At 68.3% G+C, this 25439-nt stretch carries 29 protein-coding genes; 21 read left to right on the plus strand and 8 right to left on the minus strand.

Features of this window, described 5'->3' with window-relative positions:
* Nucleotide 1 precedes the first annotated feature (1 nt).
* The gene (gene hrpB / locus NMP03_RS12960) at nt 2–2530 is read right to left on the minus strand and encodes an ATP-dependent helicase HrpB (protein ID WP_256505867.1); all 2529 of its coding nucleotides are present in this window, start codon (nt 2528–2530) and stop codon (nt 2–4) included.
* 96 nt (nt 2531–2626) lie between these two features.
* Between hrpB and NMP03_RS12965 the strand changes: the two genes are divergently transcribed.
* Nucleotides 2627–2818, plus strand: a complete 192-nt coding sequence (locus tag NMP03_RS12965) for a hypothetical protein (protein WP_256505868.1) — start codon at nt 2627–2629, stop codon at nt 2816–2818.
* Between the two features lie 55 nt (nt 2819–2873).
* Here NMP03_RS12965 and NMP03_RS12970 read toward each other — a convergent pair whose 3' ends face one another.
* Together NMP03_RS12970 and NMP03_RS12975 are read right to left on the minus strand one after the other, a co-directional pair.
* Nucleotides 2874–3257 (minus strand): hypothetical protein, encoded by a 384-nt coding sequence (locus tag NMP03_RS12970; protein ID WP_256505869.1) that lies wholly within the window; start codon nt 3255–3257, stop codon nt 2874–2876.
* A gap of 577 nt (nt 3258–3834) precedes the next feature.
* Complete coding sequence (locus NMP03_RS12975) at nt 3835–4848, minus strand: polyprenyl synthetase family protein (RefSeq protein WP_256505870.1); 1014 nt, start codon at nt 4846–4848, stop codon at nt 3835–3837.
* Between the two features lie 98 nt (nt 4849–4946).
* On the opposite strand from NMP03_RS12975, the gene NMP03_RS12980 reads away from it, so the two are divergent.
* The 4 genes from NMP03_RS12980 to NMP03_RS12995 are packed head-to-tail and all read left to right on the plus strand — an operon-like array spanning nt 4947 to nt 8955.
* Nucleotides 4947–5225: a chorismate mutase gene (locus NMP03_RS12980; RefSeq protein ID WP_256505871.1), complete on the plus strand. Its 279-nt coding sequence runs from the start codon at nt 4947–4949 to the stop codon at nt 5223–5225.
* A gap of 60 nt (nt 5226–5285) precedes the next feature.
* On the plus strand, nt 5286–6398 hold the full coding sequence (locus tag NMP03_RS12985) for a glycoside hydrolase family 130 protein (protein ID WP_256505872.1): 1113 nt from the start codon (nt 5286–5288) through the stop codon (nt 6396–6398).
* Nucleotides 6395–7951 (plus strand): alpha-amylase family glycosyl hydrolase, encoded by a 1557-nt coding sequence (locus NMP03_RS12990; protein ID WP_256505873.1) that lies wholly within the window; start codon nt 6395–6397, stop codon nt 7949–7951. Before NMP03_RS12985 ends, NMP03_RS12990 begins: the two co-directional genes overlap by 4 nt.
* The gene (locus tag NMP03_RS12995) at nt 7948–8955 is read left to right on the plus strand and encodes a glycosyltransferase family 4 protein (RefSeq protein WP_256505874.1); all 1008 of its coding nucleotides are present in this window, start codon (nt 7948–7950) and stop codon (nt 8953–8955) included. Before NMP03_RS12990 ends, NMP03_RS12995 begins: the two co-directional genes overlap by 4 nt.
* A gap of 113 nt (nt 8956–9068) precedes the next feature.
* Here NMP03_RS12995 and NMP03_RS13000 read toward each other — a convergent pair whose 3' ends face one another.
* Nucleotides 9069–10262: an acetyl-CoA C-acyltransferase gene (locus NMP03_RS13000; RefSeq protein ID WP_256505875.1), complete on the minus strand. Its 1194-nt coding sequence runs from the start codon at nt 10260–10262 to the stop codon at nt 9069–9071.
* 20 nt (nt 10263–10282) lie between these two features.
* Complete coding sequence (locus tag NMP03_RS13005) at nt 10283–11068, minus strand: crotonase/enoyl-CoA hydratase family protein (protein WP_256505876.1); 786 nt, start codon at nt 11066–11068, stop codon at nt 10283–10285.
* Nucleotides 11069–11204: 136 nt separating this feature from the next.
* On the opposite strand from NMP03_RS13005, the gene NMP03_RS13010 reads away from it, so the two are divergent.
* Nucleotides 11205–11681 carry a PaaI family thioesterase gene (locus NMP03_RS13010; RefSeq protein WP_256505877.1) on the plus strand — a complete coding sequence of 159 codons (477 nt, stop codon included), beginning with the start codon at nt 11205–11207 and terminating at the stop codon, nt 11679–11681.
* Entirely contained in the window at nt 11678–12055 is a 378-nt protein-coding gene (locus NMP03_RS13015) for a PaaI family thioesterase (RefSeq protein WP_256505878.1), read from the plus strand. Before NMP03_RS13010 ends, NMP03_RS13015 begins: the two co-directional genes overlap by 4 nt.
* Nucleotides 12056–12098: 43 nt before the next feature.
* Here the strand turns inward: NMP03_RS13015 and NMP03_RS13020 are convergent, their stop codons facing one another.
* Nucleotides 12099–12779 carry a winged helix-turn-helix transcriptional regulator gene (locus tag NMP03_RS13020; RefSeq protein WP_256505879.1) on the minus strand — a complete coding sequence of 227 codons (681 nt, stop codon included), beginning with the start codon at nt 12777–12779 and terminating at the stop codon, nt 12099–12101.
* A gap of 204 nt (nt 12780–12983) precedes the next feature.
* On the opposite strand from NMP03_RS13020, the gene NMP03_RS13025 reads away from it, so the two are divergent.
* The 4 genes from NMP03_RS13025 (at nt 12984) to NMP03_RS13040 (ending at nt 16414) form a co-directional block, all read left to right on the plus strand.
* Nucleotides 12984–13340 carry a DUF1428 domain-containing protein gene (locus NMP03_RS13025; RefSeq protein ID WP_256505880.1) on the plus strand — a complete coding sequence of 119 codons (357 nt, stop codon included), beginning with the start codon at nt 12984–12986 and terminating at the stop codon, nt 13338–13340.
* Between the two features lie 103 nt (nt 13341–13443).
* Nucleotides 13444–14253: a hypothetical protein gene (locus NMP03_RS13030; protein ID WP_256505881.1), complete on the plus strand. Its 810-nt coding sequence runs from the start codon at nt 13444–13446 to the stop codon at nt 14251–14253.
* 110 nt (nt 14254–14363) lie between these two features.
* A complete protein-coding gene (locus NMP03_RS13035) occupies nt 14364–15368 on the plus strand; it encodes a zinc-dependent alcohol dehydrogenase family protein (protein ID WP_256505882.1) in 1005 nt (334 codons plus the stop codon).
* Nucleotides 15369–15400: 32 nt separating this feature from the next.
* A complete protein-coding gene (locus NMP03_RS13040; RefSeq protein WP_256505883.1) occupies nt 15401–16414 on the plus strand; it encodes an aldo/keto reductase in 1014 nt (337 codons plus the stop codon).
* A gap of 7 nt (nt 16415–16421) precedes the next feature.
* On the opposite strand, the gene NMP03_RS13045 is transcribed toward NMP03_RS13040, so the two are convergent.
* Complete coding sequence (locus NMP03_RS13045) at nt 16422–16829, minus strand: DUF805 domain-containing protein (RefSeq protein ID WP_256505884.1); 408 nt, start codon at nt 16827–16829, stop codon at nt 16422–16424.
* Nucleotides 16830–17019: 190 nt separating this feature from the next.
* Between NMP03_RS13045 and NMP03_RS13050 the strand changes: the two genes are divergently transcribed.
* Nucleotides 17020–18204, plus strand: coding sequence for a DNA cytosine methyltransferase (locus NMP03_RS13050; protein ID WP_256505885.1), 1185 nt, complete (start codon nt 17020–17022; stop codon nt 18202–18204).
* On the opposite strand, the gene NMP03_RS13055 is transcribed toward NMP03_RS13050, so the two are convergent.
* Complete coding sequence (locus NMP03_RS13055; RefSeq protein WP_256505886.1) at nt 18176–18850, minus strand: PDDEXK family nuclease; 675 nt, start codon at nt 18848–18850, stop codon at nt 18176–18178. The genes NMP03_RS13050 and NMP03_RS13055 overlap by 29 nt on opposite strands.
* Before the next feature lie 325 nt (nt 18851–19175).
* On the opposite strand from NMP03_RS13055, the gene NMP03_RS13060 reads away from it, so the two are divergent.
* From NMP03_RS13060 to gp17, 9 genes are all read left to right on the plus strand, one after another.
* Nucleotides 19176–19706: a hypothetical protein gene (locus tag NMP03_RS13060; RefSeq protein ID WP_256505887.1), complete on the plus strand. Its 531-nt coding sequence runs from the start codon at nt 19176–19178 to the stop codon at nt 19704–19706.
* A 104-nt stretch (nt 19707–19810) separates the two neighbouring features.
* Nucleotides 19811–21046, plus strand: coding sequence for a DNA-packaging protein (locus NMP03_RS13065; RefSeq protein WP_256508126.1), 1236 nt, complete (start codon nt 19811–19813; stop codon nt 21044–21046).
* 79 nt (nt 21047–21125) lie between these two features.
* Complete coding sequence (locus tag NMP03_RS13070; protein ID WP_256505888.1) at nt 21126–22229, plus strand: phage portal protein; 1104 nt, start codon at nt 21126–21128, stop codon at nt 22227–22229.
* A gap of 5 nt (nt 22230–22234) precedes the next feature.
* A complete protein-coding gene (locus NMP03_RS13075) occupies nt 22235–22528 on the plus strand; it encodes a DUF6127 family protein (protein WP_406698463.1) in 294 nt (97 codons plus the stop codon).
* A gap of 83 nt (nt 22529–22611) precedes the next feature.
* Entirely contained in the window at nt 22612–22950 is a 339-nt protein-coding gene (locus tag NMP03_RS13080) for an HK97 family phage prohead protease (RefSeq protein WP_406697781.1), read from the plus strand.
* 177 nt (nt 22951–23127) lie between these two features.
* Nucleotides 23128–24147 (plus strand): phage major capsid protein, encoded by a 1020-nt coding sequence (locus NMP03_RS13085; protein ID WP_256505890.1) that lies wholly within the window; start codon nt 23128–23130, stop codon nt 24145–24147.
* Between the two features lie 65 nt (nt 24148–24212).
* Nucleotides 24213–24773 carry a head-tail connector protein gene (locus tag NMP03_RS13090; protein ID WP_256505892.1) on the plus strand — a complete coding sequence of 187 codons (561 nt, stop codon included), beginning with the start codon at nt 24213–24215 and terminating at the stop codon, nt 24771–24773.
* A complete protein-coding gene (locus NMP03_RS13095; protein ID WP_256505893.1) occupies nt 24770–24976 on the plus strand; it encodes a hypothetical protein in 207 nt (68 codons plus the stop codon). Before NMP03_RS13090 ends, NMP03_RS13095 begins: the two co-directional genes overlap by 4 nt.
* Nucleotides 24973–25365: a tail completion protein gp17 gene (gp17, locus tag NMP03_RS13100; protein WP_256505894.1), complete on the plus strand. Its 393-nt coding sequence runs from the start codon at nt 24973–24975 to the stop codon at nt 25363–25365. The genes NMP03_RS13095 and gp17 overlap by 4 nt, the downstream gene beginning before the upstream one ends.
* The last annotated feature ends 74 nt before the right edge of the window (nt 25366–25439 follow it).

Raw genomic sequence — 25439 nt, forward strand, 5'->3', positions numbered from 1 at the left:
CTTATCGCGAACCGGCGCGGCGTGCATCCGCATTTTTCGTCCGCAGCGTCGGCGCGGCGGCGGCGGGGTCGTCGGGCCAGGGGTGGCGCGGGTAGCGGCCGCGCATCTCGCGCGCGACATCGGCCCAGCTGCCCGCCCAAAAACCCGGCAGGTCGCGCGTGGTCTGGATCGGCCGGCCGGCGGGCGAGGTGAGGCTGAGCACCAGCGGCACGCGGTCGCGGCCGATCGTGGGGTGCTCGGCTAGGCCGAACAGCGCCTGGGGGCGAAGTTCGACCAGCGGGCCGGCTTCGGCGGCATAGTCGATCGCGTGGGACGAGCCCGCGGGGCTGTCGAAGCGCGGCGGGGCTAGGCGCTCGACGGTTTGCTGGGCGTCCCAGGGAAGTTGGTGCTGGAGCCCCTGGGTGAGGGCGCCGGGGTCGATCGAATCGAGGCGGCGTTTGCCCGACAGCAGCGGGGGGAGCCATTGGTCGAGGTCGGCCAGCAACGTGGTGTCGTCGAGCGGGTGGCCGGCGAAGGCTGCGCGCGCGCGAAAGGCGGTGGCGGCGTCGCTGAAGGGGAGTAGCGCGAGGCCGTGGGTGCGGACGCCTTCGAGCAACGCGGCTTCGATCTCGGGCGCGGTGGCGGCGGTGTCGGGGCCGCTCGACAGGCGGATCGCGCCGAGGCGGCGTTCGCGCAGCGCCTCGATTCCGCCGGTGTCGGGCATGAAGCGGACGCTGCGGCGGGTTTCGATTCGATCGCCGAACAGCGCCTCGAGCGTGGCGAGGTCGATTGCGGCGGCGGAAAGGATGCGCGCGCCCGAGGCCATGCCCTGGGTCTCGGCGACCGCGAGCCATTCGGCACCGCTGAGCGAGGAGGTGGGGTCGAGCTGGAAACCGCGGCCGCCGACCGAGGCCCAGCGTGCGCCAGTTGGGTCGCGGCGGCGGGCGATTCGATCGGGGAAGGCGAGGGCGATGCACACTTCTTCTCCCCTCCCCATCGGGGAGAGGGTGGCCGAGCGTAGTGAGGTCGGGGGCGGGGCTGAACGCGGCATGTCCTTACTGCCCCTCTCCCCGGCCCTCTCCCCGGAGGGGAGAGGGGGAAGAAGTCGTGCCCAGCGTTCGGCTAGTTTGCGGCCCGATTCGGCGCGGGGGCCGCGTTCGGTTCGCCAGCGGCGCATGCGCAGTTCGAGATCGGGGTCGGTGCCGCCTAGGCCGCGTTCGCCCAGCAGCACCGCGACCTCGGCGGCGACACGCGCCAGGCCGATTTCGCCCGCGCGCACCAGCATGTGGCCGAGGCGCGGCGGCAGCGGCAGCGCGGCGATCGCCTTGCCGTGCGCGGTCGGGCGGCGATCTTCGTCTATTGCTTCGAGGACGCGGAGCCGGGCATGCGCCTCGTCGATCGCGGCGGCGGGGGGCGGATCGAGCCAGCGCAACCTGCGCGGATCGTTGACGCCCCACAGCGCGCAATCGAGCGTCAGCGCCGACAGATCAGCCTCGAGAATTTCGGGGGGATCGAAGCGCGGCAGGCCGGCGGTGGCGGCGGCTTCCCACAGGCGATAGGCGATGCCGGGCGCCTGCCGCCCCGCACGGCCCGCGCGCTGCGCCGCCGAGGCCTGGCTGGCGCGTTCGGTCACCAGCCGGGTCATGCCGGCGGCGCGATCGTAGCGCGGGCGGCGCGCGAGCCCTGAATCGACGACGATTCGGATGCCGTCTAGCGTCAGCGAGGTTTCGGCGATCGAGGTGGCGAGCACCACCTTGCGACGCCCCTGCGGATCGGCGGCGATCGCGGCGCGCTGGGCGGCGGGATCGAGGCTGCCGTGGAGGCGGTGGAGGACGAAGCCGGGGCCAAGATCGCCGAGGCGATCGGCGGTGCGCTCGATCTCGGCAACGCCGGGCAGGAAGGCGAGCAACCCTCCTTCTGCTTCCCGCAACGCCTGGCGGATCGCTGGGGCCATCGAATCCTCGATCCGTCCCTCGGCGCGGCGACCGAGATGGACGATGTCGAGCGGGTAGCCGCGGCCTTCGCTTTCGACCACCGGCGAATCCCCAAGCAACGTGCCAAAGCGCGCGCCGTCGAGCGTCGCCGACATCGCGAGGATGCGAAGATCGGGGCGAAGCGCCGCCTGTGCATCGAGCGCGAGCGCCAGCCCGAAATCGCTGTCGAGGCTGCGTTCATGGACTTCGTCGAACAGCACCGCCGACACGCCGGCAAGCTCGGGATCGGCCTGGATGCGATTGACGAAGATACCTTCGGTGAGGACGGTGACCCGCGTCGCGCCCGATCGCTTGCTGTCCATCCGCGTCGCATAGCCGAAGGTGCGGCCCACCGGCTCGCCCGCGAGGACCGCCATCCGCTCGGCAGCGGCGCGCGCGGCGAGGCGGCGCGGCGAGAGCAGCAGCACTTCGCCGCCGCACCAGGGCTGGTCTAATAGCGCTGGGGCGATCGCGGTGGTCTTGCCCGCGCCAGGCGGCGCGACGACCACCGCGTTGCTGCTGGCGCGCAACGCGGCGAGCAATTCGGGCAGTACGGCAAGGATCGGCAGGGCGCTCATTGCGAATCTCGCTACCCGCGTGGGAGCCAAGGCACAATTCGTGCGTATGGCGTCGTGCGTATGGAGCGAGCATCCCCCCTGCGAATGGAGACGAACATGGCAAAGGCACTGGCAAGCTTCGCGATCAGCCCGACCGGCGACGGGTATCTGCTGATGATCGAGGACGAAGACGGCGACACGATCGAGATGACCGCGACCTTCGAGCAGCTCGACCTGCTCGCCGAAGCGGTCGACCAGCAACAGAACGGCGACGAAGAGGACGTGCTGGGCGTCGAAGACGAGGAATGATGCGAAAAGGGGCGAGCCTTGCGGCCCGCCCCTTCATGCCGGCGATCGAGCGCGCTTAGTCGCGGTCGCGCCGGTCCTCGCGCCGCTCGACGCGATAGTCGCGCCGATCCCCCCGGCGCTCGCCGCGGAAGTCGCTGCGATCGTCACGACGCTCGTTGAGGAACTGGCGGCGATTGACGTTGCCGCGGCGAAGATCGCGGCGGTCGCCCTTGCGATCCTGGCGGAAGTCACGACGATCGTCCTTGCGGTCGCGGCGGAAGTCGCGGCGATCTTCCTTGCGATCGCGGCGATAGTCGCGCCGGTCGTCGTTGCGGCCGCGCCAGCTGCGTCGATCGTCGTCGTCGAGCGACACGGCGGCAGCAGCGGCGGGGGCTGCGGTAACCGCAAAGGCGGGCATCACCATCGCGGCGAGGGCGGCAAAAAGCATGGGAGTACGCATACATCTTCTCCTGGCGGGCTGACCGGTCGTGCCGGCCGAATTTCCTAACCAAACAAGGATAGCGCAGGTTGCATGAACGCGCGGCTACGCGCCGTTCAGGCTGGTGAAGGGTGGACGGGTTTCGCCGCGACTACCGGCGGGTAGCGGGGGATCGGCGGGAGCCGCGTGCGGTAATGCGAGCGTGTGGTGCGGCGGGTTGCTGCCCCTATCCTCCCCCGCCAGGGGGAGGGGACCGCGCAGCGGTGGAGGGGAGGACTCCCCCACGGCGCGCGCGTTTCCGCCCCCTCCGTCAGCCCTTCGGGCTGCCACCTCCCCCTGGCAGGGGAGGATTTTTGGGGTCGGTGGTAGGTGCGGGTGATTGCGTCTTTGGGGGTTTGGACCATTGCGGCTTTTGCCGGGTTGGCGGGGGTATGTGGTGGGGTTGGCGTGGGGGCGCTGCTCTTATCCTCCCCCGCAAGGGGGAGGGGGACCGCGCAGCGGTGGAGGGGGAGGACTCCCCACGGCGCGCGCGTTTCCGCCCCCTCCGTCAGCCCTTCGGGCTGCCACCTCCCCCTGGCGGGGGAGGATTTTGGGGTCGTTAGTAGGCTCGGGCGACCGCGAATTCGACGGCTTCTACCATCGCGTCCTTTGCCGAGCTGGCGGGGAACATGCCGAGGGCGTCAACCGCGCGCTGGCCGTAGTGGCGGGCGCGGGCGAGGGTGTCGTCGACCGCGCGGGTTTCGCGGACGAGTTCGATCGCGCGTTCGAATTCGGCATCGCCGTTGCGACGCCCCTCGACCGCGTCCTTCCAGAATTTGCGCGTTTCGGTGTCGCCGCGGGCATGCGCGAGGATGACCGGGAGCGTCATCTTGCCCTCGCGGAAATCGTCGCCGGCGTCCTTGCCCATCGTGCCTGCGTCGGAGACATAATCGATCGCGTCGTCGACGAGCTGGAAGGCGATGCCGAGATTGCGGCCATAGGCGTCGAGCGCCATTTCCTCGCGCTCGGGGCGTTCGGCGACGACCGCGGCGATCCGGCAGGCGGCGGCGAACAAGGCGGCAGTCTTGGCGCCGATGATCTCGAGATAGCGTTCCTCGCCGATTTCGATCCGGCGCGCGGCGGTGAGCTGGTTGACCTCGCCCTCGGCGATCACCGCCGATGCGTTCGAGAGGATCTTGAGGACCTTGAGGCTGCCATCTTCGACCATCAGCTCGAACGAGCGGCTGAAGAGGAAATCGCCGACCAGGACGCTCGCCGGGTTACCCCAGATGACGTTGGCGGTGCGGCGGCCGCGGCGCAGGTCCGAGCCATCGACGACATCGTCGTGGAGCAGGGTCGCGGTGTGGATGAACTCGACCGCGGCGGCGAGGCGGTGATGCCGGGTGCCGGCATAATCGAGCACCGCGGCGCTCGCGAGCGTCAGCATTGGCCGCAGCCGTTTGCCGCCGCCGGCGATCAGATGCCCGGCAAGCTCGGGGATCAGCGGGATATCCGATTGCATGCGATCGATGATGACCGCGTTGACGCGGTTCATGTCATGCGCGGTGATGCCGATCATTGGATCGAGCGACGGGGCGGGGCGGCCGGCGAGGCGATGCACGGTTGCAGTCATCACCCGGCGACTTGGGCGTTCGGGGCGGCAAACGCAACCTGCTTGCGCAAATGCGCTACGGCGGCCTAGGGGTTTTGCGACCGGAAGAGGGGCCGACCATGGCAGATGACAAGCTTGGGCGGTATCGCCAGAGCATCGACAATATCGACATGGCGCTGGTGTGCCTGCTCGCCGAGCGCTTCAAGGTGACGCAGGCGGTGGGCGAGTACAAAGCGCAGGCCGGGTTGCCGCCCGCCGATCCGGGGCGCGAGGAAGCGCAGATCGCGCGGCTGCGCGGGCTGGCCAAGGACGCTGATCTCGATCCCGAATTCAGCGAGAAATTCCTGCGCTTCATCATCGACGAGGTGATCCGGCATCACGAGCGGCTGCAGGGCTGAAGCTGCTTGGCGGGTTGAAGCTGGACAGCCGCGGTACCGGAGCCGAAAGCCGGTGACACCATGACCGACCATCTGATCTTCACCCCCGACGATGTCGACCTGACGCGCTCGCCGCTTCGGCGTTCGCTCGACGCACCGACCTTCGTGCTGGGGGCGTTCAATCCCGGCTTCACGCGGCTGGAAAGCGGCAATTTGCTGTTGATGGTGCGCGTGGCCGAGGCGCTGGTGCAGCCGGTGGTCGATGGCCATGCGCGGACGATCCGCTGGACGGCGAAGGGTTATGTGCTCGATCGCTTCGCGGTCGACGCCATCGACATGGCCGATCCGCGCCAGTTCGAATTGAAGGGGCGGCGCAACCGGCTGCTGGGGCTGACGTCGCTGTCGTGGCTGTTGCCGGTCGAGCTCGATCCGACAGGCGACCGGGTGGTGGCGGTGCATTATGACCGCGCGATCGAACCGCAGGCGAGCTGGCAGGATTATGGCATCGAGGATGCGCGGATCAGCCGGATCGGGACGCGCTGGTATATGACGGTGTGTGCGGTGTCGGCCGAGCGGCATTCGACCGCGCTCTACACTTCCGACAATGCGCTCGACTGGCGATGCGAGGGGATGGTGCTCGATCACCAGAACAAGGACATGCTGTTGTTCGAGGGGCTGGTCGGCGGGCGGTTCCTGGCGCTGACGCGGCCGCTGGGCGAATGTTATTTCGCCTATCCGGGGACAAGCGAATGGGCGGGCGGGCCGTCGATCAACTTCGCGCAATCGCCCGACGCGCTGCACTGGAAGCCGATCGAGGCACCGGGGATCCGTGCGCGCGCCGGATCGACCTCGGCGCTCAAGGTGGGCGGGGGGACGCCGCCGGTGCTGACCGATGCCGGGTGGCTGACGTTGTATCATGGGGTCGAGCAGCAGGCGTCGGTGGGGGTGTATCGGACGTTTTGGGCGCTGTTCGACCGCGACGATCCGACGCGGATATTGGGCGTCGAGGACCGGGTGCCGCTGATCGAGGCGAATGCCGCGCTGACCGCGCATCTGGCGCACCAGATGTATCTGCCGAGCCCGGTGGTGTTCTCTACCGGCATGGTCGATGGCGGGGATGACTGGATCGTCGCATCGGGCGAGGCCGATCTGGCGTGCCGGATTACGCGGGTGGGCAAGGGGGGGGTCGGGTGAGCGCGCCCTGGTGGCAGAGCGCGGTGCTGTACCAAGTCTATCCGCGATCGTTTCAGGATTCGAACGGCGACGGGATCGGCGACCTGGCGGGGATCACCGCGCGGCTCGACGATCTGGTGGCGCTGGGGATCGATGCGCTGTGGATTTCGCCGGTGTTTCCCTCGCCGATGGCCGATTTCGGCTATGACGTGGCGGACTATTGCGACATCGATCCGCGCTTCGGGACGCTGGCCGAGATGGACCGGCTGGTGGCCGAGGCGCATGCGCGCGGGCTGAAGGTGCTGCTAGATTACGTGCCCAATCATTCTTCGGACCAGCATCCCTGGTTCACCGCGAGCCGGTCGTCGCGCGATGATCCCAAGCGCGATTGGTATATTTGGCGCGACGCCGCAGCCGATGGCGGGCCGCCCAACAACTGGATCAGCGATTTCGGCGGGCCGGCCTGGGAATGGGACGCCGCGACCGGGCAATATTATGCGCATGCGTTTCTGGCGCAGCAGCCCGATCTCAACTGGCGCAGCCCCGAGCTTCGCGCGGCGATGTTGGACGTCTTGCGCTTCTGGTTCGATCGCGGGATCGACGGGTTCAGGATCGATGTGTTGTGGCACATGATCAAGCATGCCGATTTCCTCGACAATCCGGTGAACCCCGATTGGCATGGCGGGATGGCCGAGATGGACCGGGTGCATCAGACGCATTCGACCGACCAGCCCGAAGTACACGATATCGCGCGCGAGATGCGGGCGATCGCCGATGCGGCGGGCGAGCGGCTCCTGGTGGGGGAGATTTATCTGCCGGTCGAGCGGTTGATGGATTATTATGGCGGCGTGCATCTGCCGCTGAACTTCCAGCTGATTGGGGCGGAGTGGCATGCGCCGAGTTTGCTTGCGCTGATCGAGGGGTATGAGCGCGCTCTGCCGGAAGGCGGCTGGCCCAATTGGGTGCTGGGCAATCATGATCGGCCGCGCGCGGCGACGCGCTTTGGCGCTGAGCAGGCGCGGGTGGCGGCGATGTTGCTGCTGACGCTGCGCGGCACGCCGACAATCTATTATGGCGACGAGATCGGGATGGCCGACGTCGCGATTCCGGCGGAACGGGTGCAGGACCCGCGCGAGTTGCGCGAGCCGGGCAAGGGGCTGGGGCGCGATCCGGTGCGGACGCCGATGGCGTGGGACGACAGCGCGAACGGCGGCTTTACCAGCGGCGAGCCGTGGTTGCCGCTGCATGCCGATTGGCCCACGCGCAACATGGGCGTGGAGCGCGAGGAAGCGGGGTCGATGTGGCGGCTGTATCGCGACCTGCTGGCGCTGCGGCGTGCGACGCCGGCGCTGGCGCTGGGCGAGTGGGCGGCGGTGGCGAGTGTCGGCGAGGTGCTCGCCTATGAGCGGCGGCTGGGCGATGCGCGCGTGCTGGTGGTGCTGAACCTTGGCACCGCTTACGCCCCGTTCGCGCTGCCCGAGTGGGCGGCGGCGCTGTCGGTGGTGCTTTCGAGTGCCGAGGGCGATGCCGATCCGCGATTGCTCGGCCCCAATGAAGGACTGATCCTGGCATGAAGATCGCGATGATCGCGCCGATCGCGTGGCGCACCCCGCCGCGCCACTACGGGCCGTGGGAGCTGGTGACGAGCCTGCTGACCGAGGCTTTGGTGGCGCGCGGGATCGACGTCACCCTGTTCGCGACGCAGGATTCGATCACCGCCGCGACGCTCGCGGGGGTGGTGCCCGCCGCCTATAGCGAAGACCCCGCGATCGACGCGAAGGTGTGGGAACATGCCCATCTGGCGCATGTGTTCGAGCGCGCGGGCGAGTTCGACCTGATCCACAACCAGGCCGATTTCCCCGCGCACGCTTTCGCCAATCTGGTCGACACGCCGATGGTGACGACGATCCACGGCTTTTCGAGCGACCGTATCCTGCCGATGTACAAGCCGTACGAGGACCGCGTGCATTTCGTCGCGATCAGCGATGCCGACCGGCATCCTTCGCTGCAATACGCGGCGACGATCCATCACGGGATTCCGCTGGGCGACTTCAGCTTCGACGCCGACGGCAGCGACGACCTGTTGTTCTTCGGGCGGATGCACCCCGACAAGGGCGCGGCCGAGGCGATTGCGGTGGCGCAGGCGACGGGGCGCGAGCTGGCGATGTACGGGATCGTGCAGGACCAGGGCTATTACGAGCGCGAGGTGGTGCCGTGCTTGAGCGAGCGCATCCGCCATCCGGGCGCGGTGGGGGGCGCGGAGCGGATCGCGGCGCTGGGGCATGCGCGCGCGCTGCTCCACCTCATCAATTTCGACGAGCCGTTCGGGCTGTCGGTGATCGAGGCGATGGCGTGCGGCACCCCGGTGATCGCAATGCGGCGCGGGAGCATGGCCGAACTGATCGAGCATGGGGTGAACGGGTTTCTGGTCGACAGCCTCGACGAAGCGATCGCGGCGGTCGAGCGGGTGGGCGAGATCGATCGGGCGGCGTGCCGGCGCAGTGTCGAGGCGCGGTTTTCGGTCGAGGCGATGGCGGCGAAATACGAGGCGCTGTACCGGGATATTCTGGGGGGTTAGCGGGATGAGGTTACGCTGATCCATCGATTGCCTCTTCGTCATTCCGCGGGGGCGGGGATCCACAGCCGGCGCACGAGGCTCTGGGTTCCCGCTTTCGCGGGAATGACGAGGGGTCAGACGATCTCGAACAGCCCTGCCGCGCCCATGCCGCCGGCGGTGCACATCGATACCACGACATAGCGCACGCCGCGGCGGCGGCCTTCGATCAGCGCGTGGCCGACCATGCGGCTGCCGGTCATGCCGAAGGGGTGGCCGATCGCGATCGCGCCGCCGTTGACGTTGTAGCGTTCGGGATCGATGCCGAGCGCGTCGCGGCAATAAAGGCATTGGCTGGCAAAGGCTTCGTTGAGCTCCCACAGGCCGATATCGGCGACACTGAGCCCGGCGCGGTCGAGCAATTTGGGGATCGCGAAGACCGGGCCGATTCCCATTTCTTCGGGCGCACAGCCCGCGACCTGGAAGCCGCGATAGATGCCGAGGATGGGGAGGTTTTCGGCCTGTGCGGTGGCGCGGTCCATCACGATCTGCGCGGCGGCACCGTCGGAAAGCTGGCTGGCATTGCCCGCGGTGACGAAGCGCCCTTCGGCAACAACCTCGCCGCCCTTCCAGACAGGCTTGAGCGCGGCGAGCCCTTCGGCGGTGGTGCCCGCGCGGATGCCTTCGTCCTGGATGACGGTGACCGGTTCGGTGCCGGTCTGGACGCCCTGTTTGTCGATCAGCGCCTTTTCGACGGTGATCGGTGCGATCTCGGCATCGAACGCGCCGCTGGCGAGGCCGGCGGCGGCGCGCTGCTGGCTTTGCGCGGCATAGGCGTCTTGGCGCTCGCGGCTGATGCCGTAGCGATCGGCGACGATCTCGGCGGTTTCGATCATCGGCATATAGGCGTGCGGCACCCGATCGAGCACCGAGCGGTTGGGGTAACGCGGCGCGTCCTTCATCGTCAGGCTGATCGATTCCATGCCGCCCGCCAGCGCGACGTCGAGGTCGCCGGCGATGATCGAACGCGCGGCGAGCGCGACTGCGGTGAGCCCCGAGCCGCATTTGCGATCGAGCGAGAAGGCGGGAATGCTCTGCGGCAGGCCGGCGGCGAACAGGCACATGCGTGCCAGGTTCGCGCCCTGCGTCCCCCATTGGTTGCCCGCGCCGAAGAAGACATCGTCGATCCGCGCGGGGTCGATCCCGGCGCGCTCGATCGCGGCGCGCATGACATGGCCGCCGAGCACCGGCGCTTCGGTGGCGTTGAAATAGCCGCGCCCGGCCTTGCCGATGCCGGTGCGCGCGGTCGAGACGATAACGGCTTCGCGCATGGGGTATCCTTTTGTCAGGGTCAGTCGGCGAAGACGGGGCTGCGCCGTTCGATGTTGGCGCGCACCGCCTCGAGCTGGTTGGGGGTACGCATCAGCCGCGCTTGTTCGTCGCTTTCGGCCTGCAGGATGGCTGCGGAATCGGCGTCGGCGGCGAGGTTGGCGAGGCGCTTGGCGGCGCGCACCGCCTGGGGGTGGCGACCGGCGATCTGCTGCGCGAGGTCCATCGCGGCGGCGTGCGGATCGTCGGCTAGGCGGGTGACGAAGCCGTGCGCGAGCGCTTCGGCGGCGTCGAATTCGCGCGCGGTATAGGCAAGCTCGCGCAGCACGTCGTCGCGGACGATCGTCCGCCACAGCGCGAACCCCGCCATGTCGGGGACGATCCCCCATTTGAGCTCCATGATCGACAGCCGGGTGGCAGGCGCGCAGATGCGGATGTCGGCGCCGCCCATGATCTGGAATCCGCCGCCGAAGGCGATGCCGTGGACCGCGGCGATGACGGGGACGGGCAGGTTGCGCCAGCCCCAAGCGACGTGCTGGTACAGATTGGCATCGCCATGGGTGCGCCCCTCGAGCGTGGCGCCCGAGCCGCCGCTCGCCATGCTGGCCATGTCGAGCCCGGCGCAAAAGGCGCGGCCTTCGCCCGACAGGACGATGCAGCGCAGCCCCGGCGTCTCGCCCAGCCGCAGGATGGTGCCGGCGATCGCGGCGAACATCTGCGGGTCGAGCGCGTTCATCTTTTCGGGCCGCGACAGCCGGACATCGGCGATCCCAGCTTCGATCGTGGTGGTTACGCGCTGGTCGCTCATCCTCGCCTCCATCTTTTGGTACGGGTGTATGACGGCATAAACGAGGTTGCGCGAGGGGCTTTCGGATCGAGGGTATGCCAAAAGGCGCGCAATCGCGGCGGTTGGCGCTGCGCATATCGCGCGCTATGGGGCGGGGATGCGCACCCAACCGACCTTTCGCTTCGATCCTGCACGCTTTTTCGAGGCGCGGACCGGCGGGCATGGCGCGGTGGTGGGGATAGGATACCAGGCGCATGGCGACGATTGGGCCGAGCTGACCCTGCCCTATGACGAACGGCTGATCGGCGATGTCGCGACCGGGGTGATCGCGTCGGGACCGATCCTGACGCTGATGGACATGGCGACCAGCGTCGCGATCTGGCTGAAGCGCGGGCAGTTCGTGCCGCAGGCGACGCTCGACCTGCGGATCGACTATCTGCGGCCCGCGACGCCGGGGCGGACGGTGATCGGGCGCGGCGAATGCTATCGGCTGACGCGCAGCATCGCCTTCGTGCGCGGGCAGGCGCATGACGGCGACCCCGACGATCCGCTGGCGCATGTGGCGGGGACGTTCATGTTTACCGAGGTGGGCATGTCTACCGGCGTGGGCATGGCCACCGGGGTGGCGAAGTGACGCTGCCGCCTTATGCGCAATTGCTGGGGATCGTCGCCGAGCGCGATGCCGGCGCGCCGACCGAACTGGTGATGCCCTTCACCCCCGAGGTGCTGGGGCGGCCGGGGTTCGTCCATGGCGGGGCGCTGGGCGGATTGCTCGAAATGGCGGCGATTGTCGCGCTGACCGAAGCGCTGGGCGCGGATGCCGCGCGGGTGAAGCCGATCAATGTGACGGTCGATTTCATGCGCGGCGGACGCGAGAAGCCGACGCGCGCGGCGGGCACGGTCACGCGGCTGGGGACGCGGATCGCCAATGTCGAGGCGGTGGCGTGGCAGGATTCGCGCGACAAGCCGATCGCCGCGGCGCGGATGCTGTATTTGCTGGTGCGGTAACGGCGGGCGCGGTTTCTCGACTTCGCTCGACGAACGGCGGCGTTCAGCCTGCCTTGGGTGGCAAGGTGAAACAGCCGACAAATGCTTCGGCGAGGGCGCGGTCGCCGGTGAGGGTGAGCGCGCCTGCGGCTTCGGCATCGGCGATCGGGCGCGCGCCATAGACGATTCCGGCGAGCGTCATCGGATCGGTGGTGAAGACCGCGGCGGCGCGCGCGGGATCGTCGCGGACGATCGGGATCGCATCGGGGGTCACGTCGGCGACGAAGCGGTCGGGGCCGAAGGCGAAGCCGATACGACCGGTGAAGCCGCCGCCATACATCGTCCGGAACGACAGCATGATCGAGGCCGCCGATAGCGGCAGCGTGGGATCATGATCGGGCGAGCGCGCCGCCCAGCGGCCGAGCGCCTGGATCGCGCGCTCGGCTTCATAGCCCCAGGGGGTGAGGCCATAGACTTGCGCATTGGCGGGCGGCGGGAGCTGTTCGCGCTGGACGATCCGCGCGGCGACGAGGCCGGTAAGCCGTTGGGTGAGGATGTTGGCGCTGATCCCCGGCAGCCCGGCGCGCAGCTCGCTGAAGCGACGCGCGCCGAACATCAGTTCGCGCACGATAAGCAGCGACCAGCGTTCGCCGACCAGTTCGAGCGCGAGCGCGGTGCCGCACGCATCGTCATACCAGCGCTTCGTCGCAATTTCGGGGACTTCGGTAACTTTAGATAACTTCATGGTTGCTTTTCATAACCGCTGCGGGCATGCAACGCAAATCATCCCGGGAGGTTGCCGATGTTGCACCGTCGTCCGATCGCGCTTGGCGCATTGTCGTTCCTGACCACGATCCTGGCGATCCTTTCGTGCAGCCTGTCGGCGGGCACCGGGCCCTTTGCCTGACACCCCCGAGCCACCTGACATCAACGAGAGAGGAGCGACGTCATGAGCTATATCCAGGGTTTCCTGATTCCCGTGCCGATCGACAAGAAGGACGCCTATGTCGCGATGGCGGCCAAGGCCTGTCCGCTGTTCATCGAATATGGCGCGACCGAACTGGTCGAGGCGTGGGGGGTCGACATACCCGACGGCAAGGTCACCGACTTCAAGATGGCGGTGAAGGCCGAACCCGGCGAGACGGTGGTGTTTTCGTGGCTGGTCTGGCCCGACAAGGCGACCTGCGACGCCGCGGCGCAGAAGATGATCGAAGACGAGCGGATGAAGCCCGATGGCGAGATGCCGTTCGACGGGATGCGGATGATGTGGGGCGGGTTCGAGCCGGTGTTCACCCACGGGCGCTGAGGCTGCGCGGTGAGGGGGCCGGTCGGGGCGCTATCGCGGGGCGCGAAATCGCCTATAGGATGCGGTGACGCCGTCCTTCGCGGCATGATCCTTGGGTTCCGCGATGCGTTCGACGACCGATCCTTCCCTGGCGACGCGGTGGCGCGAGGCGCTGCGCCGGCGCGGGCCGCCGCTGCTGCTGGCGCTGGCGGCCGAGGCGCTGCTGGTGCTGCTGTTCCTGGCGCTGGCACCGCGCTTCGCCCCCGAGCTGGTGCCGACATCGTCGCTGACGACCTTCGACGTGGCCGAGGGGGTCGAGGATGCGCCGACGACCCCGACCGAAAGCGAGGATAGCGACGATGCGAGCGCGGGCGAGGTCGCGAGCGTGCAGCCGCCCGAGCCGGTGGTGCCGCGCGACGAGCCGCCGCCGACCCCGCCCGCGCCGCCGCCCGAGGTGAAGCTACCCTCGAACGTGATCTGGCTGACGCGCGAGCAATATACCCGCAGCGCGCTGCCCAAGGGCGAGACGCGCGTGGCCGAGGCGCCGGCGGGGACGCCGTCGCTGACTGCCGGCGGGGGTGGCGGCGCGCGACCGGGCGACAGCGCGCTGGCCGCGGGAAGCGGGCCCAATGGCGAGCCGCTCTATGCCGCCGAATGGCATACCCGGCCGACCAACGCGCAATTGTCGACCTACATGCCCGCGCGGCAGCAGGAGGGCTGGGGGCTGATCGCGTGCCGGACCGCGCCGGGCTATCGCGTCGAGGATTGCCGCGAGCTCGCCGATTCGCCGCGCGGATCGCGACTGGCGGGGGCGGTGCGGCAGGCGGCGTGGCAGTTCCGCGTGCGGCCGCCGCGGGTAGGCGGGCGCGAAGTTGTCGGGGCGTGGGTGAGCATTCGGATCGACTATACCGTGCGCGGGGGGCGTGGGGGGTAGCCGGCGCGGCTTCAACCCGGCGCGGATAAGCAATGCTTGGCGCGATGATAGGCGAGTTTGCTGGATACTTTGGCGGCTGCGGCGTTGTAGCGGGCAAAAGGAGTAAGCCCATGCGAGCAATGACGGTACGCGCCCCGGCGGGGTTGGAGAATCTGAAGCTGGAGGATCGCGCCGATCCGGGGCAGCCGGGACCGGGCCAGATCCGGGTGGCGGTGCAGGGGAGTTCGCTGAACTTCCACGACCTGGGCGTGGTGCTGGGCAAGATGCCGAGCGACGACGGGCGCATCCCGCTCGCCGATGGCGCGGGCGTGGTCGAGGCGGTCGGCGAAGGCGTGCGCGAGTTCGCGGTCGGCGATCATGTGGTGTCGTGCTTCTTCCCCGACTGGCAGGACGGCACCCCGACGATCGGCGATTTCCGCCGGACGCCGGGCGACGGGATCGACGGCTTCGCGCAGGATGTCGTGGTGCTGCCCGCGACCGCCTTCACCCAAAGCCCTCGCGGCTATGACGCGGTCGAGGCGGCGACGATCACGACGGCGGGGCTGACCGCCTGGCGCGCTTTGGTGGTCGACGGCAAGCTGAAGGCGGGCGATACCGTGCTGCTGCTCGGCACCGGCGGGGTTTCGATCTGGGCGCTGCAGATCGCCAAGGCGATGCGCGCGCGGGTGGCGATCACCTCGTCGTCGAACGAGAAGCTCGAGCGCGCCAAGGCATTGGGCGCCGATTTCACGCTGAACTATCGCGAGCAGGCCGATTGGGGTGCCCAGGTGGCCGAATGGAGCGGCGGCGGGGTCGACCATGTCGTCGAGGTCGGCGGGCCGGGCACGCTCGCGCAGTCGATCGAGGCGGTGCGCGTCGGCGGGCATATCTCGCTGATCGGGGTGCTGACCGGCGGCGCGGGCGAGGTGCCGACCGCGGCGCTGATGTCGAAGCAGGCGCGGCTGCAGGGGCTGATCGTCGGCAGCCGGCGCGAGCAGCAGGACTTCGTCCGCGCGCTCGAGGCGACGGGAATCAAGCCGGTGATCGACCGCCGCTTCGGCATCGAGCAGCTGGGCGAAGCCTTCGCCTATGAGATGAGCGCGGGGCATTTCGGCAAGATCGGGGTGGCCTGGTAGGCCGCGCGGACGATATCGAGAGGAACGACATCATGGCGATCAAGGACATCCTGCCGGGCAAGCTCGGCTTCGGCGCGGCGCCGCTCGGCAACATGTTCCGCGATATCCCCGAGGACGAGGCGCTGGCGACGGTGCAGGCGGCGTGGGACGACGGCATCCGCTATTTCGACAACGCGCCCTTCTATGGCGCTGGCCTTGCCGAAATCCGGATGGGCGAGGCGCTGACGGGCAAGCCGCGCGGCGAATATGTCATCAGCACCAAGGTGGGGCGCGTCATCCTCGACGAGGTCGAGGACGTCAGCGCGCGCGACCAGGGCGAGAAAGGCGGGCTGTTCGAACATGGCCGCGCCAACCGGGTGGTGAACGACTATTCGGCAGACGCCACGCTGCGATCGATCGAGGACAGCCTGAAGCGGCTCAAGACCGACCATATCGACATCGCCTGGGTGCACGACGTGGCGCAGGATTTCTATGGCGACCAATGGATCGGCAAGTTCGAGGAGGCGCGCACCGGTGCGTTCCGCGCGCTTGACCGGCTGCGCGACGAAGGCGTCATCAAAGGCTGGGGCCTGGGGGTGAACCGCGTCGAGGCGATCGAATTGCTGCTGGGCCTCGACGAACCGCGCCCCGACGGGTTTCTGCTGGCGGGGCGCTACACGCTGCTCGACCATGACAAGGCGCTCGAGCGGCTGATGCCGATGGTCGCCGAGCGCGGCCTGGGGATCGTCGTCGGCGGGCCGTACAGCTCGGGCGCCTTGGTGGGCGGGCCGAACTTCGAATATGCGCCCGCTTCGCCCGAGATCCTGGCGAAGGTAGCGGCGATCAAGGCGATCGCCGACCGGCATGACGCGAGCATGAAGGCGCTGGGGATCCAGTTCGCGCTCGCCAATCCGGCGGTGGCGGCGGTGATCCCGGGGGCGAGCCGGCCGAGCCGGATCGCCGAGGATCGCGCGGCGCTGGAGGAGCGCGTGCCGGCCGAGGTGTGGGCCGAGTTGCGCGCGCAGGGCTTCGTGAACCCGGCGGCACCGTTGCCCGGCGGGGTATGAGCGCGGCTTAGGCGGGCGTGGCCTTGGGATTGGGGCCGAAGCGGTTGTCGGCCTTGCGGCCGGGGAGCGCCATGACGATGATCTGCGCGAGCGCCGCCAGCGTGTCGATCATCGGGATCGCGCCGGCGACGAAGAAGGCGAGCAGCCACCAGCCGCTGAGGCCCAGGTCGTGGAGGCGGCGGACCGTGACCGCGATCAGCGGAACGATCAGCGGCAGCAGCGCGAACCCCGCCCAGATGGTGAACCGCGTCTGCATTTCGCGCTCCGAGGCGAAGCTGCCGGCGGTCGCGATCATCGCCAGCCCCGCGACGGCGACGACGAGCACGACCAGCAGCACGAACATCCAATATTCGCGGCGGCGCGAGCGACCCTTGAAGTCGGCGTAGCGGCGCAGCGGCAACAGCATCCAATGCATTGGGGTTCCTCGGTAATTTTCGAGGGTAACGATAGGGCGGGGGTGTTGCGAGGTGCAAGGCATTGCGGTTGCTGGCCGGTTGGGGGACGACGCTAAATTGACCGATTGGCCGTTGACATCGACCGGCCGAATGAGGGATTCTCGCGCGCTGCGCAGCGTCCCACGGCGCGCGCTCGAGGGAGTAGCGCGGATGTATAGGCAAGGGACAGCTCGCGGTACGGAAACGGCGTGGTATCAAGGCTGGGATCTCACAGAGAACGAGCGCGCGACGTTTCGCGCAACCACGATCGCTTCACAACAGGCCAAGCGACAAGCAATCGCTGGTGAGTGTACCGCCAGCAAGCACCCGATCTACAGCCCCCGCCTTGATCCACTCGACCTCATGCCAAGGCTTCATGCTAACGGCTTGTCTGCGTTGTCGCTTTTTAGCGGTGGTGGCGGGATGGATATCGGCTTTGATCGTGCAGGTTTCGGCCATGTCGCCAGCTATGAGATCATGGAAGGAGCCGCTGCAGTGTTACGGGCAGCGCATCCTGACTGGACCGTGTACGGCGGAGACAGTGGAGATGTGCGCCGCGTGGAGTGGGGCAAATATCGCGGCAAAGTTGACGTGCTGCACGGGGGGCCGCCCTGCCAGCCATTCAGTAATGCTGGGCGGCAGAACGGCGCACTGGACGTGCGCGACATGATTCCCGAATTTGTCCGCGCAGTGAAGGCTATTCGCCCTCGCGTGTTCGTTTGCGAGAACGTCAGCGGTCTTGCAACCAAACGATTCGAAGAATACGTCAAAAGCACTATAATTGAGCCACTCGAGCGGCAATATGTCATACGGCAGTTCATTCTAAATGCTGCCGACTACGGCGTGCCTCAAACCCGTAGGCGCGTTTTGTTCGTCGGGTTTGCTGACAAGGAAGAAGCGGCGCGGTTCGAGATACCTGCGCCTACCCATCGCCACGACCAGTCAAAGGGCTCTGGTCATAATTTGCCAAAGACAATGGGGGTGCGCGAAGCTTTAGGATTACCTGAAACGGGTGTAGACGCTTTATCGCCGACGTTGCGTAGCGGGCTTACCGGACCGCGACACACGACCAGCGTGTTAAGCTCTGTTTCTGCGTTGAAGCTCTGGAATAAGTTGGGTGTTTGGCCAAACGGTGTTGCGGTCGATCGGGCGGCGGCAAGCGGATACGTTGCAAAGAACGGGGATTTTCGGCTTTCGCTGCCGGATTGCTTGGTTCTCCAGGGCTTTCCTGGCGATTGGCCTGTGCAGCGGCCAGTCTACTTTGCGCTGGGCCTTATCGGGAACTCCGTCGCCCCCCCTATGGCATACAATCTGGCTAACGCCGTCGCTAAGGCTTTGTGTCCCGCCAAGCTTTAAGGTGCATTCGGAGATTGGCGGCATGGTTGCCGCTGATCTTTGGCCAAGTATCCAGATATCTTGCCGGAATATGAGGGTTGTTTAGCGTTGACCCCCGTTCGATGATGTAGCGAGCGCGATCCCGGAAAATTTCTAGCATCTTGTTTGGGCTGTAGCCCTCGTCCAAATCTTGAGCATCTATATACTCCGCTGCGCTCATCTGGTTTTTGTGTAGCTTGCGGGCATCCCCCTTTGTGTAGATTTCTTTCTTGCCAAGTATTTCATACATCGTTTCCAAATCAATGTGAGCAGGCACGTGCTTAGCCATTTGGAAATCGGCTTTGATGTAAGTCCACTTTTCAGTGATCCAAGGACGCATTGCGTCAGGTGATCCATAGCGGCAGTACAACAGCCTGCTCTCTTGGAAAAATGCAATAATCCAGTGCTTGTCACGCCATTTTGCAATGTGGCTAGGGCCGAGATCGCGAACGGTGCTTACACCGCCCTTTGCGGTTGTGACCGATTTTAGCTCAAACTCATACTCAACTCCGCCCATTTTTAAGGTTGCGTCCACACCGTGCCGCGTCCGATCAGTAGCCTGATGTAGATTAAAGAGATCAATGAGCCTATTTTCACGAGCGTCGTCTTGCGCAATGCCACCGGCCACACCTTACTCCTCAACCTTCCACATTTCTCACGAAATCGCCCAACGCTTGTCGGCTGGCAATACCTAAGAGCCGTGGTCCTTTATGCTACCGAGAATCATGACCCACGGACGCAGCCGCGTGTCCAGTTTGCACGCTCATAACCGCCCCGCGAAAGGAAGGGCAACGTTCGCTGCGTTCGTGCCACCGGCTCCACACATGCGAACCAAATAGGAACTTTCCGCTTGACAGCGTCACGCTGTTCGGGTACATAACAGGAACGCTGAAGAATTGCGAGTCGGGCCGGGGCAGGGATGCTTTCCGGCCCGTTTCATTTGGGGCGGGGGGATGATGGCCGAACAACGGATCACCAGCGGCAACAACTGCCCGCTGAAGGTGACCAGGGTGCGCGCTTCTGCTTGGACCGAGACCAAGCGACGGCGGTTCCTAAATGCGCTGGCGACGAGCTGCAACGTTCAACAATCGGCACGCAGCATCGGCATGACCAAGAACGGCGCGTACGCGCTGCGGGGGCGCGACGCGGGGTTCGCGGCAGCCTGGAGCGAGGCGATGCAGATGGGGGCCGTGCGGCTGGAGGAGGTGCTGCTCGAGAATGCATTGGCCGCCGCCGAACGGCTGACGCGCGAGGGACCTTTATCGTTCGACGAAACCGCCGAGCCGATAGACGAAGCGCCGGCACAACCGCTGACCGCCGACGAGATCCGGCTGATGCTGTTCCTGCTGACCCGCCATGCCGACGGGCACAAAGGCTTGCGGCATATCGGCGGGAGGGCGCATCGTGCGACGCGCGAGGAAACCAACGCAGTGCTTAAGCGCAAGCTCGATTCGCTCGACCGGCGCATCAAGGCGGTCACGTGATCGAGCGGGACGTGAGTGAAGAGGACGTGATCGGGGGGCTCGATCCCGAGATCGTCCGGCTGGTGCGGCTCGCCGCGCCGGTGCGCGAGCGGCTGCTCTGCGAGATGACGCAGGCGCAGCAGGCCGAGATCAACCAGCGCTGGTGGATGTGGGCGCATGCGGGGCAACTGGCGCCGCCGGGCGACTGGCGGGTGTGGATGATCCGCGCGGGGCGGGGCTTTGGCAAGACGCGCGCGGGGGCCGAATGGGTGAGCGAGTTCGCGCGGCACCATCCGCACGGGCGGATCGCGCTGGTGGGCGCGACCTTCGACGAAGTGGTGCAGGTGATGATCACGGGGCTCAGCGGGCTGACGCGCGTCGCGCGCGAGGGCGAGACGGTGACGTGGCGACCGACGCTGCGGCAGGTCGAGTTCGGATCGGGGGCGCTGGCGCAGGTGTTTTCGGCGGCGTCGCCCGAGAAACTGCGCGGCCCCGAGCATGACGTGGCGTGGTGCGACGAACTGGGCAAATGGGGCGCGGGCGGCGAGGCGGCGTGGGACAATCTGGCGATGGGGATGCGCGCGAGCGAGCACCCGCGAATCCTGGTGACCACCACGCCGCGCCCGACGAAGCTGATGCGGCGCCTGCTGGCGATGCCCGATCTGGTCGAGACGCGCGGGCGGACGCGCGACAATCCGCATTTGCCCAAGATTTTCGTCGGCGCGATGATCGCCGAATATGGCGGCTCGCGGCTGGGGCGGCAGGAGCTCGACGGCGAGTTGCTCGACGATGTGGTGGGGGCGCTGTGGACCCGCGCGCTGATCGAGCGCTGCCGGGTGCGCGCCGCGCCCGACCTGGTGCGCGTGGTGGTGGGGGTCGATCCGCCGGCGAGCGCGGGGGGCGATGCCTGCGGGATCGTCGCGGCGGGGCTGGGGACCGACGGGCTCGGCTATGTGATCGAGGATGCGAGCGTCGCGGGGTGCTCGCCGCAGGGCTGGGCGCGCGCGGTGGTGGGGTGCTACGAACGGCATCGCGGCGACCTGGTGGTGGCCGAGGCGAATATGGGCGGCGACATGGTGCGCGACGTGCTCAAGGCGGCGCATGCGCTGCTGCCGGTGCGGCTGGTGCGCGCGTCGAAGGGCAAGGTGGCGCGCGCCGAGCCGGTGGCGGCCTTGTATGAAAGCGGCCGGGTGTTCCATGTCGGCGGGCTGGCGGCGCTCGAGGACGAATTGTGCGGGCTGTCGGTGGGCGGCGGCTATGAGGGGCCGGGCCGATCGCCCGACCGCGCCGATGCGTGCGTGTGGGCGCTGAACGCGCTGATGGTCGAGCCGCGCGCGGCGGCGGCGGTGCGGGTGGTGTGAGTTGCGGGGGCGCGGGGGCAGGCGTGCCCGATAGGCGCGCGCTGTCGCTCGACTGAGCGACGATCGAACGGAGAGTCACATGAAATGGTTCGGCAGGAAGGCCGGGCGCGAGGAATCGCGTCCGGTGTTGGCGGGTGCGCATCCGCTTCGGTTGGGGGAATGGCCGAGCGGCTATGAGGCGCAGGTGCGCGAGGGCTATTGCGCCAATCCGGTGGCGCAGCGCGCGGCACGGCTGGTCGCCGAGGCGGTGGGAAGCGCGCCGGTGGCGGCGTCGGACCCCGCGCTGGGCGCGCTGGTGGGCGAGCGATCGTCGGGGCAGCCGTTATTGGAGACGCTGGCGGCGCAGTTGCTGCTGCACGGCAATTGCTTCGCGCAGGTGATCTGCGATCCGCAGGGGCGGGTGATCGAGTTGTTCGCGCTGCGCCCCGAGCGGGTGACGATCGAGGCCGATGCGCTCGGCTGGCCGGTGGCCTATCGCTATCGCGTCGGCGAGCGATCGGTGCGGCTGGGCGAGGATGGCGCCGGGCGGCCGGGGGTGGTGCATGTGCGCGGCTTCCACCCGCTCGACGATCATTATGGGCTGGGGTGCATGGGCGCGGCGGCGGGCGCGGTGGCGATCCACAACGCCGCGACGCGCTGGAACAAGGCGCTGCTCGACAATGCCGCGCGGCCATCGGGGGCGCTGGTGCACGACAGCCGCGACGGCGCGGTGCTGAGCCCCGACCAGTTCGAGCGGCTGAAGGCCGAGATGCTCGCGGGGTTCCAGGGGGCGAGCAATGCCGGCCGGCCGATGCTGCTGGAAGGGGGGCTGACCTGGCAGGCGATGAGCATGACGCCCGCCGACATGGATTTCGTGAGCCTGAAGGCGGCGGCGGCGCGCGAGATCGCGCTGGCCTTTGGCGTGCCGCCGATGCTGCTGGGGCTGCCCGGCGACAATGCCTACGCCAATTATCGCGAGGCCAATCGCGCGCTGTGGCGGCAGGCGGTGCTGCCGCTGGCGGGCAAGATCCTGGGCGCGATCGCCGAGGATCTGCGGCCCTGGTTCGCGGGTGGAACGCTGACGGTCGATCTCGATCAGGTGCCAGCGCTGAGCGAGGACCGCTCGGCGCTGTGGGCGCGGGTGAGCGCGGCGGACTTCCTGACCGACGAGGAGAAACGCGAGATGCTGGGGGTGGGGCGATGAGCGCGATGCTGGCCGAGCTGTTGCGGCAGGCACAGGACGAAGGCGCGTCGGTGGCGACGCTGCGCGGGATCGCCGAGGAAGCGGGCGAGGTGGCGGCGGCGCGCGCGCTCGACCGGCTGGGGCTGAGCGATGCGGGGGCGGCGAAGGACATGGCGGAGCTTCGCGAGCTGCTGGCGGCATGGCGCGATGCGAAGCGGTCGGCGGTGAAGGCGTTGATCGGGTGGATCGCGCGGATGGCGTGCGCGGTGCTGCTGGTGGGGTTGGCGGTGCGACTGGGGTTTGGCGGGTGGGTGAAGTGAGGGTTGGGGATGGCAGCGTTGCCGCACTGCCCCTCTCCCCTGAAGGGGAGAGGGAGGCTGGGCGTTTTGCTGGGTATGCGGCGGTGTTCGATTGTCCGGATCGCGGGGGGGATGTGGTTCGGCGGGGGGCTTTTGCCGGGGCGGGGGCGGGGGCGGTGCCGTTGCTGTGGGAGCATGGCACGATCGTCGGGCGGATCGAGGCGATGGCGGAGGATGCGCGCGGGTTGCGGGTTGCGGGGGTATTCGAGGATGCGCGGGCGGCGGGGCTGGTGGCGGCGGGTGCGCTGACGGGGCTGTCGTTCGGCTATCGCGCGCGGGCGGTGCGGCAGGGGGTGTATCGCGAATTGCTGGCGGTCGAGCTGGTCGAGGTGAGTTTGGTCGCGCAACCGATGCAGCGATTGGCGCGGGTGGTGGAACGCTGAAGCGTGGGCCGCGTGGCATCCGTCACCCCAGCGGAGGCTGGGGTCTGGCGGTGAGGTTCGGGTCCACAACGGCGAGACCCCAGCTTTCGCTGGGGTGACGGCGCTTTTTTGATGGGTTTTTCGAAGGGCGTGCCGGGTGGCGCGCCCTTTTTCTTTTGGGCGAGGGAAGGAATGCACATGAGCGATTTGGAGATGATGGCGACCGCGCGGCCGATGCTGAGCGGGGCGCAGGCGCCGGCGGCGAGTGCGGCGTTTGCCGGGTTCCTGCGCAGCGGCGCGGGCGGGCTGGAGATGAAGGCGTTTACCGGGGTGACGGTGGCCGAGGGCGGCTATGCGGTGCCGCGCGAGCTCGACGCGATGATCGATCGGGTGCTCAAGGCGGCGAGCCCGATCCGCGCGATCGCCAACGTCGTCCAGGTGGGATCGAACGGCTATCGCAAGCTGGTGACGAGCGGCGGCACGCCATCGGGCTGGGCGAGCGAGACCACCGCGCGCGGCGAGACCGCGACGCCGGTGTTCCACGAGATCGCGCCGGCGATGGGCGAATTGTTCGCCAACCCGGCGGCGAGCCAGACGATGCTCGACGATGCGGGCTTCGACGTCGAGGCGTGGCTGGCGGGCGAGATCGCGATGGAGTTCGCCAAGGCCGAAGGCAGCGCGTTTGTGAACGGCGACGGGGTCGACAAGCCGCGCGGCTTCCTGACCGCGGCGACCTCGGCAGCGGGCGATGCGACGCGGGCGTTCGGGACGATCCAGCATCTGGCGAGCGGCGCGGCGGGCGATTTCGGTGCCAATCCGGGCGAGCGGCTGATCGACCTGGTCCATGCGCTGCGTTCGCCGTACCGGCAGGGGGCGAGCTGGGTGATGAACGCCAGCACGATGGCGCGGATCCGCAAGTTCAAGACGACCGACGGCGCGTTCCTGTGGACGCCGGGGCTGGCGAGCGGGCAGCCCGACAGCCTGCTCGGCTATCCGGTGGTCGAGGCCGAGGACATGCCCGACATCGCCGCGAACAGCCTGTCGATCGCCTTCGGCAATTTCCGCGCGGGCTATCTGATCGCCGAGCGCAGCGAAACCGCGGTGCTGCGCGATCCGTACAGCAACAAGCCCTTCGTCCATTTCTACACCACCAAGCGGGTCGGCGGCGCGGTGAGCAATTCGGAAGCGATCAAGCTGCTGCGCTTCGCCGCCGCCTGATCGCGGGCGCCGCCCGGGGGGACCCGGGCGGCGTTTGCGCGACCGATCTGCTGGGGAGGATGGGCATGACGACGGGGACGGGCGGGCCGGGGGGCTTTGCGCTGGGCGAGGGCGATCGTGCGGCGGCGGTGGCGCAGGTGCGGGCGCTGCTGCGATCGGACAGCGATGCCGAGGATGCGCTGCTGGGGCGGCTGATCGACGAGGGCTTTGCGCTCGCCGAATTGTTCACCGGCCAGGTGCTGATCGCGCGCGCGGTGACCGAGGCGATGCGCGGCGACGGGACTTGGCAGCGGCTGCGCGCGACGCCGGTGCGCGCGGTGACGGGGGTTGCCGATGCCGATGGCGCGATGCTGCCGGTCGAGCGCTATGCGATCGACATCGATGCGGCTGGCGACGGATGGGTGCGGGTGCGAACCACCAATGCCGCGCGGATGGTGGTGACGCTGGCCGCGGGGCTTGCCGACGACTGGAGCGCGCTGCCGCCGGGGATTGCGGGCGGGATCGTCCGGCTGGCGGCGCATCGCTTCGGCGCGCGCGAGGAGGACGGCGTGCCGCCGGCGGCGGTCGCGGCGTTGTGGCGGCCGTGGCGGCGGATTCGGTTGCACGACGTGCGAGTGCCGGCGTGAATCGGGCGCTGGCGGTGGCGCAGCGGCTGGGCGCGGCGCGGGCGCGGGTGGTGGCCGATGCGGTGGCGGTGCTGCTGCAAGAGGCGATGCCCGACGGCGCGGTGACCTTGGAAGACGAGGGCGTGGTGATCGAGGCGCGCGGCGGGCTGATGCGGGCGGCAACCGACCCGGCCTTGCGCTGGGTAGCGGGGGGATTGCGATGAGCGCGGTGCTGCATGGCGCGCTGGTGGCGGCGCTGAACGATCATGCGCCGCTGCGGTCGCGGCTGACCGCGGTGTTCGCCGCGCCGCCGGTGCGATCGGCGATGCCCTATGCGCTGGTGACCGAGAGCGTCGTCGCCGACTGGAGCACCAAGGACCAGCCCGGCATCGAGGCGCGAGTGGCGATCGAGCTGCACGACGGCGGCGAGGTGCCGGGGCGGCTGCGTGGGCTCGCCGAGGCGGCGGGGGCGGCGCTGGCGGCGATGCCGCGCGAGCTGGGCGAGGGCTGGCGGGTGGCGAGCCTGGTGCCGGTGCGGACTCGGGTGGTGCGGGTGCGCGGGGGTGATTGGGTGGCGGTGGTCGAGGCGCGGGTGCGGATGTTGCGGGGGTGAGGGAGATGGCTTGTGTGGTGCCGCTTCGCTGCGGTTGCGCGAGCACTCGACCCACCCCCTGCCCCTCCCTTTCA

Origin of the sequence: Sphingomonas qomolangmaensis (assembly GCF_024496245.1) — a bacterium.
Lineage (GTDB): Bacteria > Pseudomonadota > Alphaproteobacteria > Sphingomonadales > Sphingomonadaceae > Sphingomonas > Sphingomonas qomolangmaensis.

What these genes read in the sequence shown, in the direction of transcription:
- hrpB (WP_256505867.1), bottom strand. Translation starts at nt 2,530, where the DNA reads ATGAGCGCCCTGCCGATCCTTGCCGTACTGCCCGAATTGCTCGCCGCG.
- NMP03_RS12965 (WP_256505868.1), top strand. Translation starts at nt 2,627, where the DNA reads ATGGCAAAGGCACTGGCAAGCTTCGCGATCAGCCCGACCGGCGACGGG.
- NMP03_RS12970 (WP_256505869.1), bottom strand. Translation starts at nt 3,257, where the DNA reads ATGCGTACTCCCATGCTTTTTGCCGCCCTCGCCGCGATGGTGATGCCC.
- NMP03_RS12975 (WP_256505870.1), bottom strand. Translation starts at nt 4,848, where the DNA reads ATGACTGCAACCGTGCATCGCCTCGCCGGCCGCCCCGCCCCGTCGCTC.
- NMP03_RS12980 (WP_256505871.1), top strand. Translation starts at nt 4,947, where the DNA reads ATGGCAGATGACAAGCTTGGGCGGTATCGCCAGAGCATCGACAATATC.
- NMP03_RS12985 (WP_256505872.1), top strand. Translation starts at nt 5,286, where the DNA reads ATGACCGACCATCTGATCTTCACCCCCGACGATGTCGACCTGACGCGC.
- NMP03_RS12995 (WP_256505874.1), top strand. Translation starts at nt 7,948, where the DNA reads ATGAAGATCGCGATGATCGCGCCGATCGCGTGGCGCACCCCGCCGCGC.
- NMP03_RS13000 (WP_256505875.1), bottom strand. Translation starts at nt 10,262, where the DNA reads ATGCGCGAAGCCGTTATCGTCTCGACCGCGCGCACCGGCATCGGCAAG.
- NMP03_RS13005 (WP_256505876.1), bottom strand. Translation starts at nt 11,068, where the DNA reads ATGAGCGACCAGCGCGTAACCACCACGATCGAAGCTGGGATCGCCGAT.
- NMP03_RS13010 (WP_256505877.1), top strand. Translation starts at nt 11,205, where the DNA reads ATGCGCACCCAACCGACCTTTCGCTTCGATCCTGCACGCTTTTTCGAG.
- NMP03_RS13020 (WP_256505879.1), bottom strand. Translation starts at nt 12,779, where the DNA reads ATGAAGTTATCTAAAGTTACCGAAGTCCCCGAAATTGCGACGAAGCGC.
- NMP03_RS13025 (WP_256505880.1), top strand. Translation starts at nt 12,984, where the DNA reads ATGAGCTATATCCAGGGTTTCCTGATTCCCGTGCCGATCGACAAGAAG.
- NMP03_RS13030 (WP_256505881.1), top strand. Translation starts at nt 13,444, where the DNA reads ATGCGTTCGACGACCGATCCTTCCCTGGCGACGCGGTGGCGCGAGGCG.
- NMP03_RS13035 (WP_256505882.1), top strand. Translation starts at nt 14,364, where the DNA reads ATGCGAGCAATGACGGTACGCGCCCCGGCGGGGTTGGAGAATCTGAAG.
- NMP03_RS13040 (WP_256505883.1), top strand. Translation starts at nt 15,401, where the DNA reads ATGGCGATCAAGGACATCCTGCCGGGCAAGCTCGGCTTCGGCGCGGCG.
- NMP03_RS13045 (WP_256505884.1), bottom strand. Translation starts at nt 16,829, where the DNA reads ATGCATTGGATGCTGTTGCCGCTGCGCCGCTACGCCGACTTCAAGGGT.
- NMP03_RS13050 (WP_256505885.1), top strand. Translation starts at nt 17,020, where the DNA reads ATGTATAGGCAAGGGACAGCTCGCGGTACGGAAACGGCGTGGTATCAA.
- NMP03_RS13060 (WP_256505887.1), top strand. Translation starts at nt 19,176, where the DNA reads ATGATGGCCGAACAACGGATCACCAGCGGCAACAACTGCCCGCTGAAG.
- NMP03_RS13065 (WP_256508126.1), top strand. Translation starts at nt 19,811, where the DNA reads ATGACGCAGGCGCAGCAGGCCGAGATCAACCAGCGCTGGTGGATGTGG.
- NMP03_RS13070 (WP_256505888.1), top strand. Translation starts at nt 21,126, where the DNA reads ATGAAATGGTTCGGCAGGAAGGCCGGGCGCGAGGAATCGCGTCCGGTG.
- NMP03_RS13075 (WP_406698463.1), top strand. Translation starts at nt 22,235, where the DNA reads ATGCTGGCCGAGCTGTTGCGGCAGGCACAGGACGAAGGCGCGTCGGTG.
- NMP03_RS13085 (WP_256505890.1), top strand. Translation starts at nt 23,128, where the DNA reads ATGAGCGATTTGGAGATGATGGCGACCGCGCGGCCGATGCTGAGCGGG.
- NMP03_RS13090 (WP_256505892.1), top strand. Translation starts at nt 24,213, where the DNA reads ATGACGACGGGGACGGGCGGGCCGGGGGGCTTTGCGCTGGGCGAGGGC.
- gp17 (WP_256505894.1), top strand. Translation starts at nt 24,973, where the DNA reads ATGAGCGCGGTGCTGCATGGCGCGCTGGTGGCGGCGCTGAACGATCAT.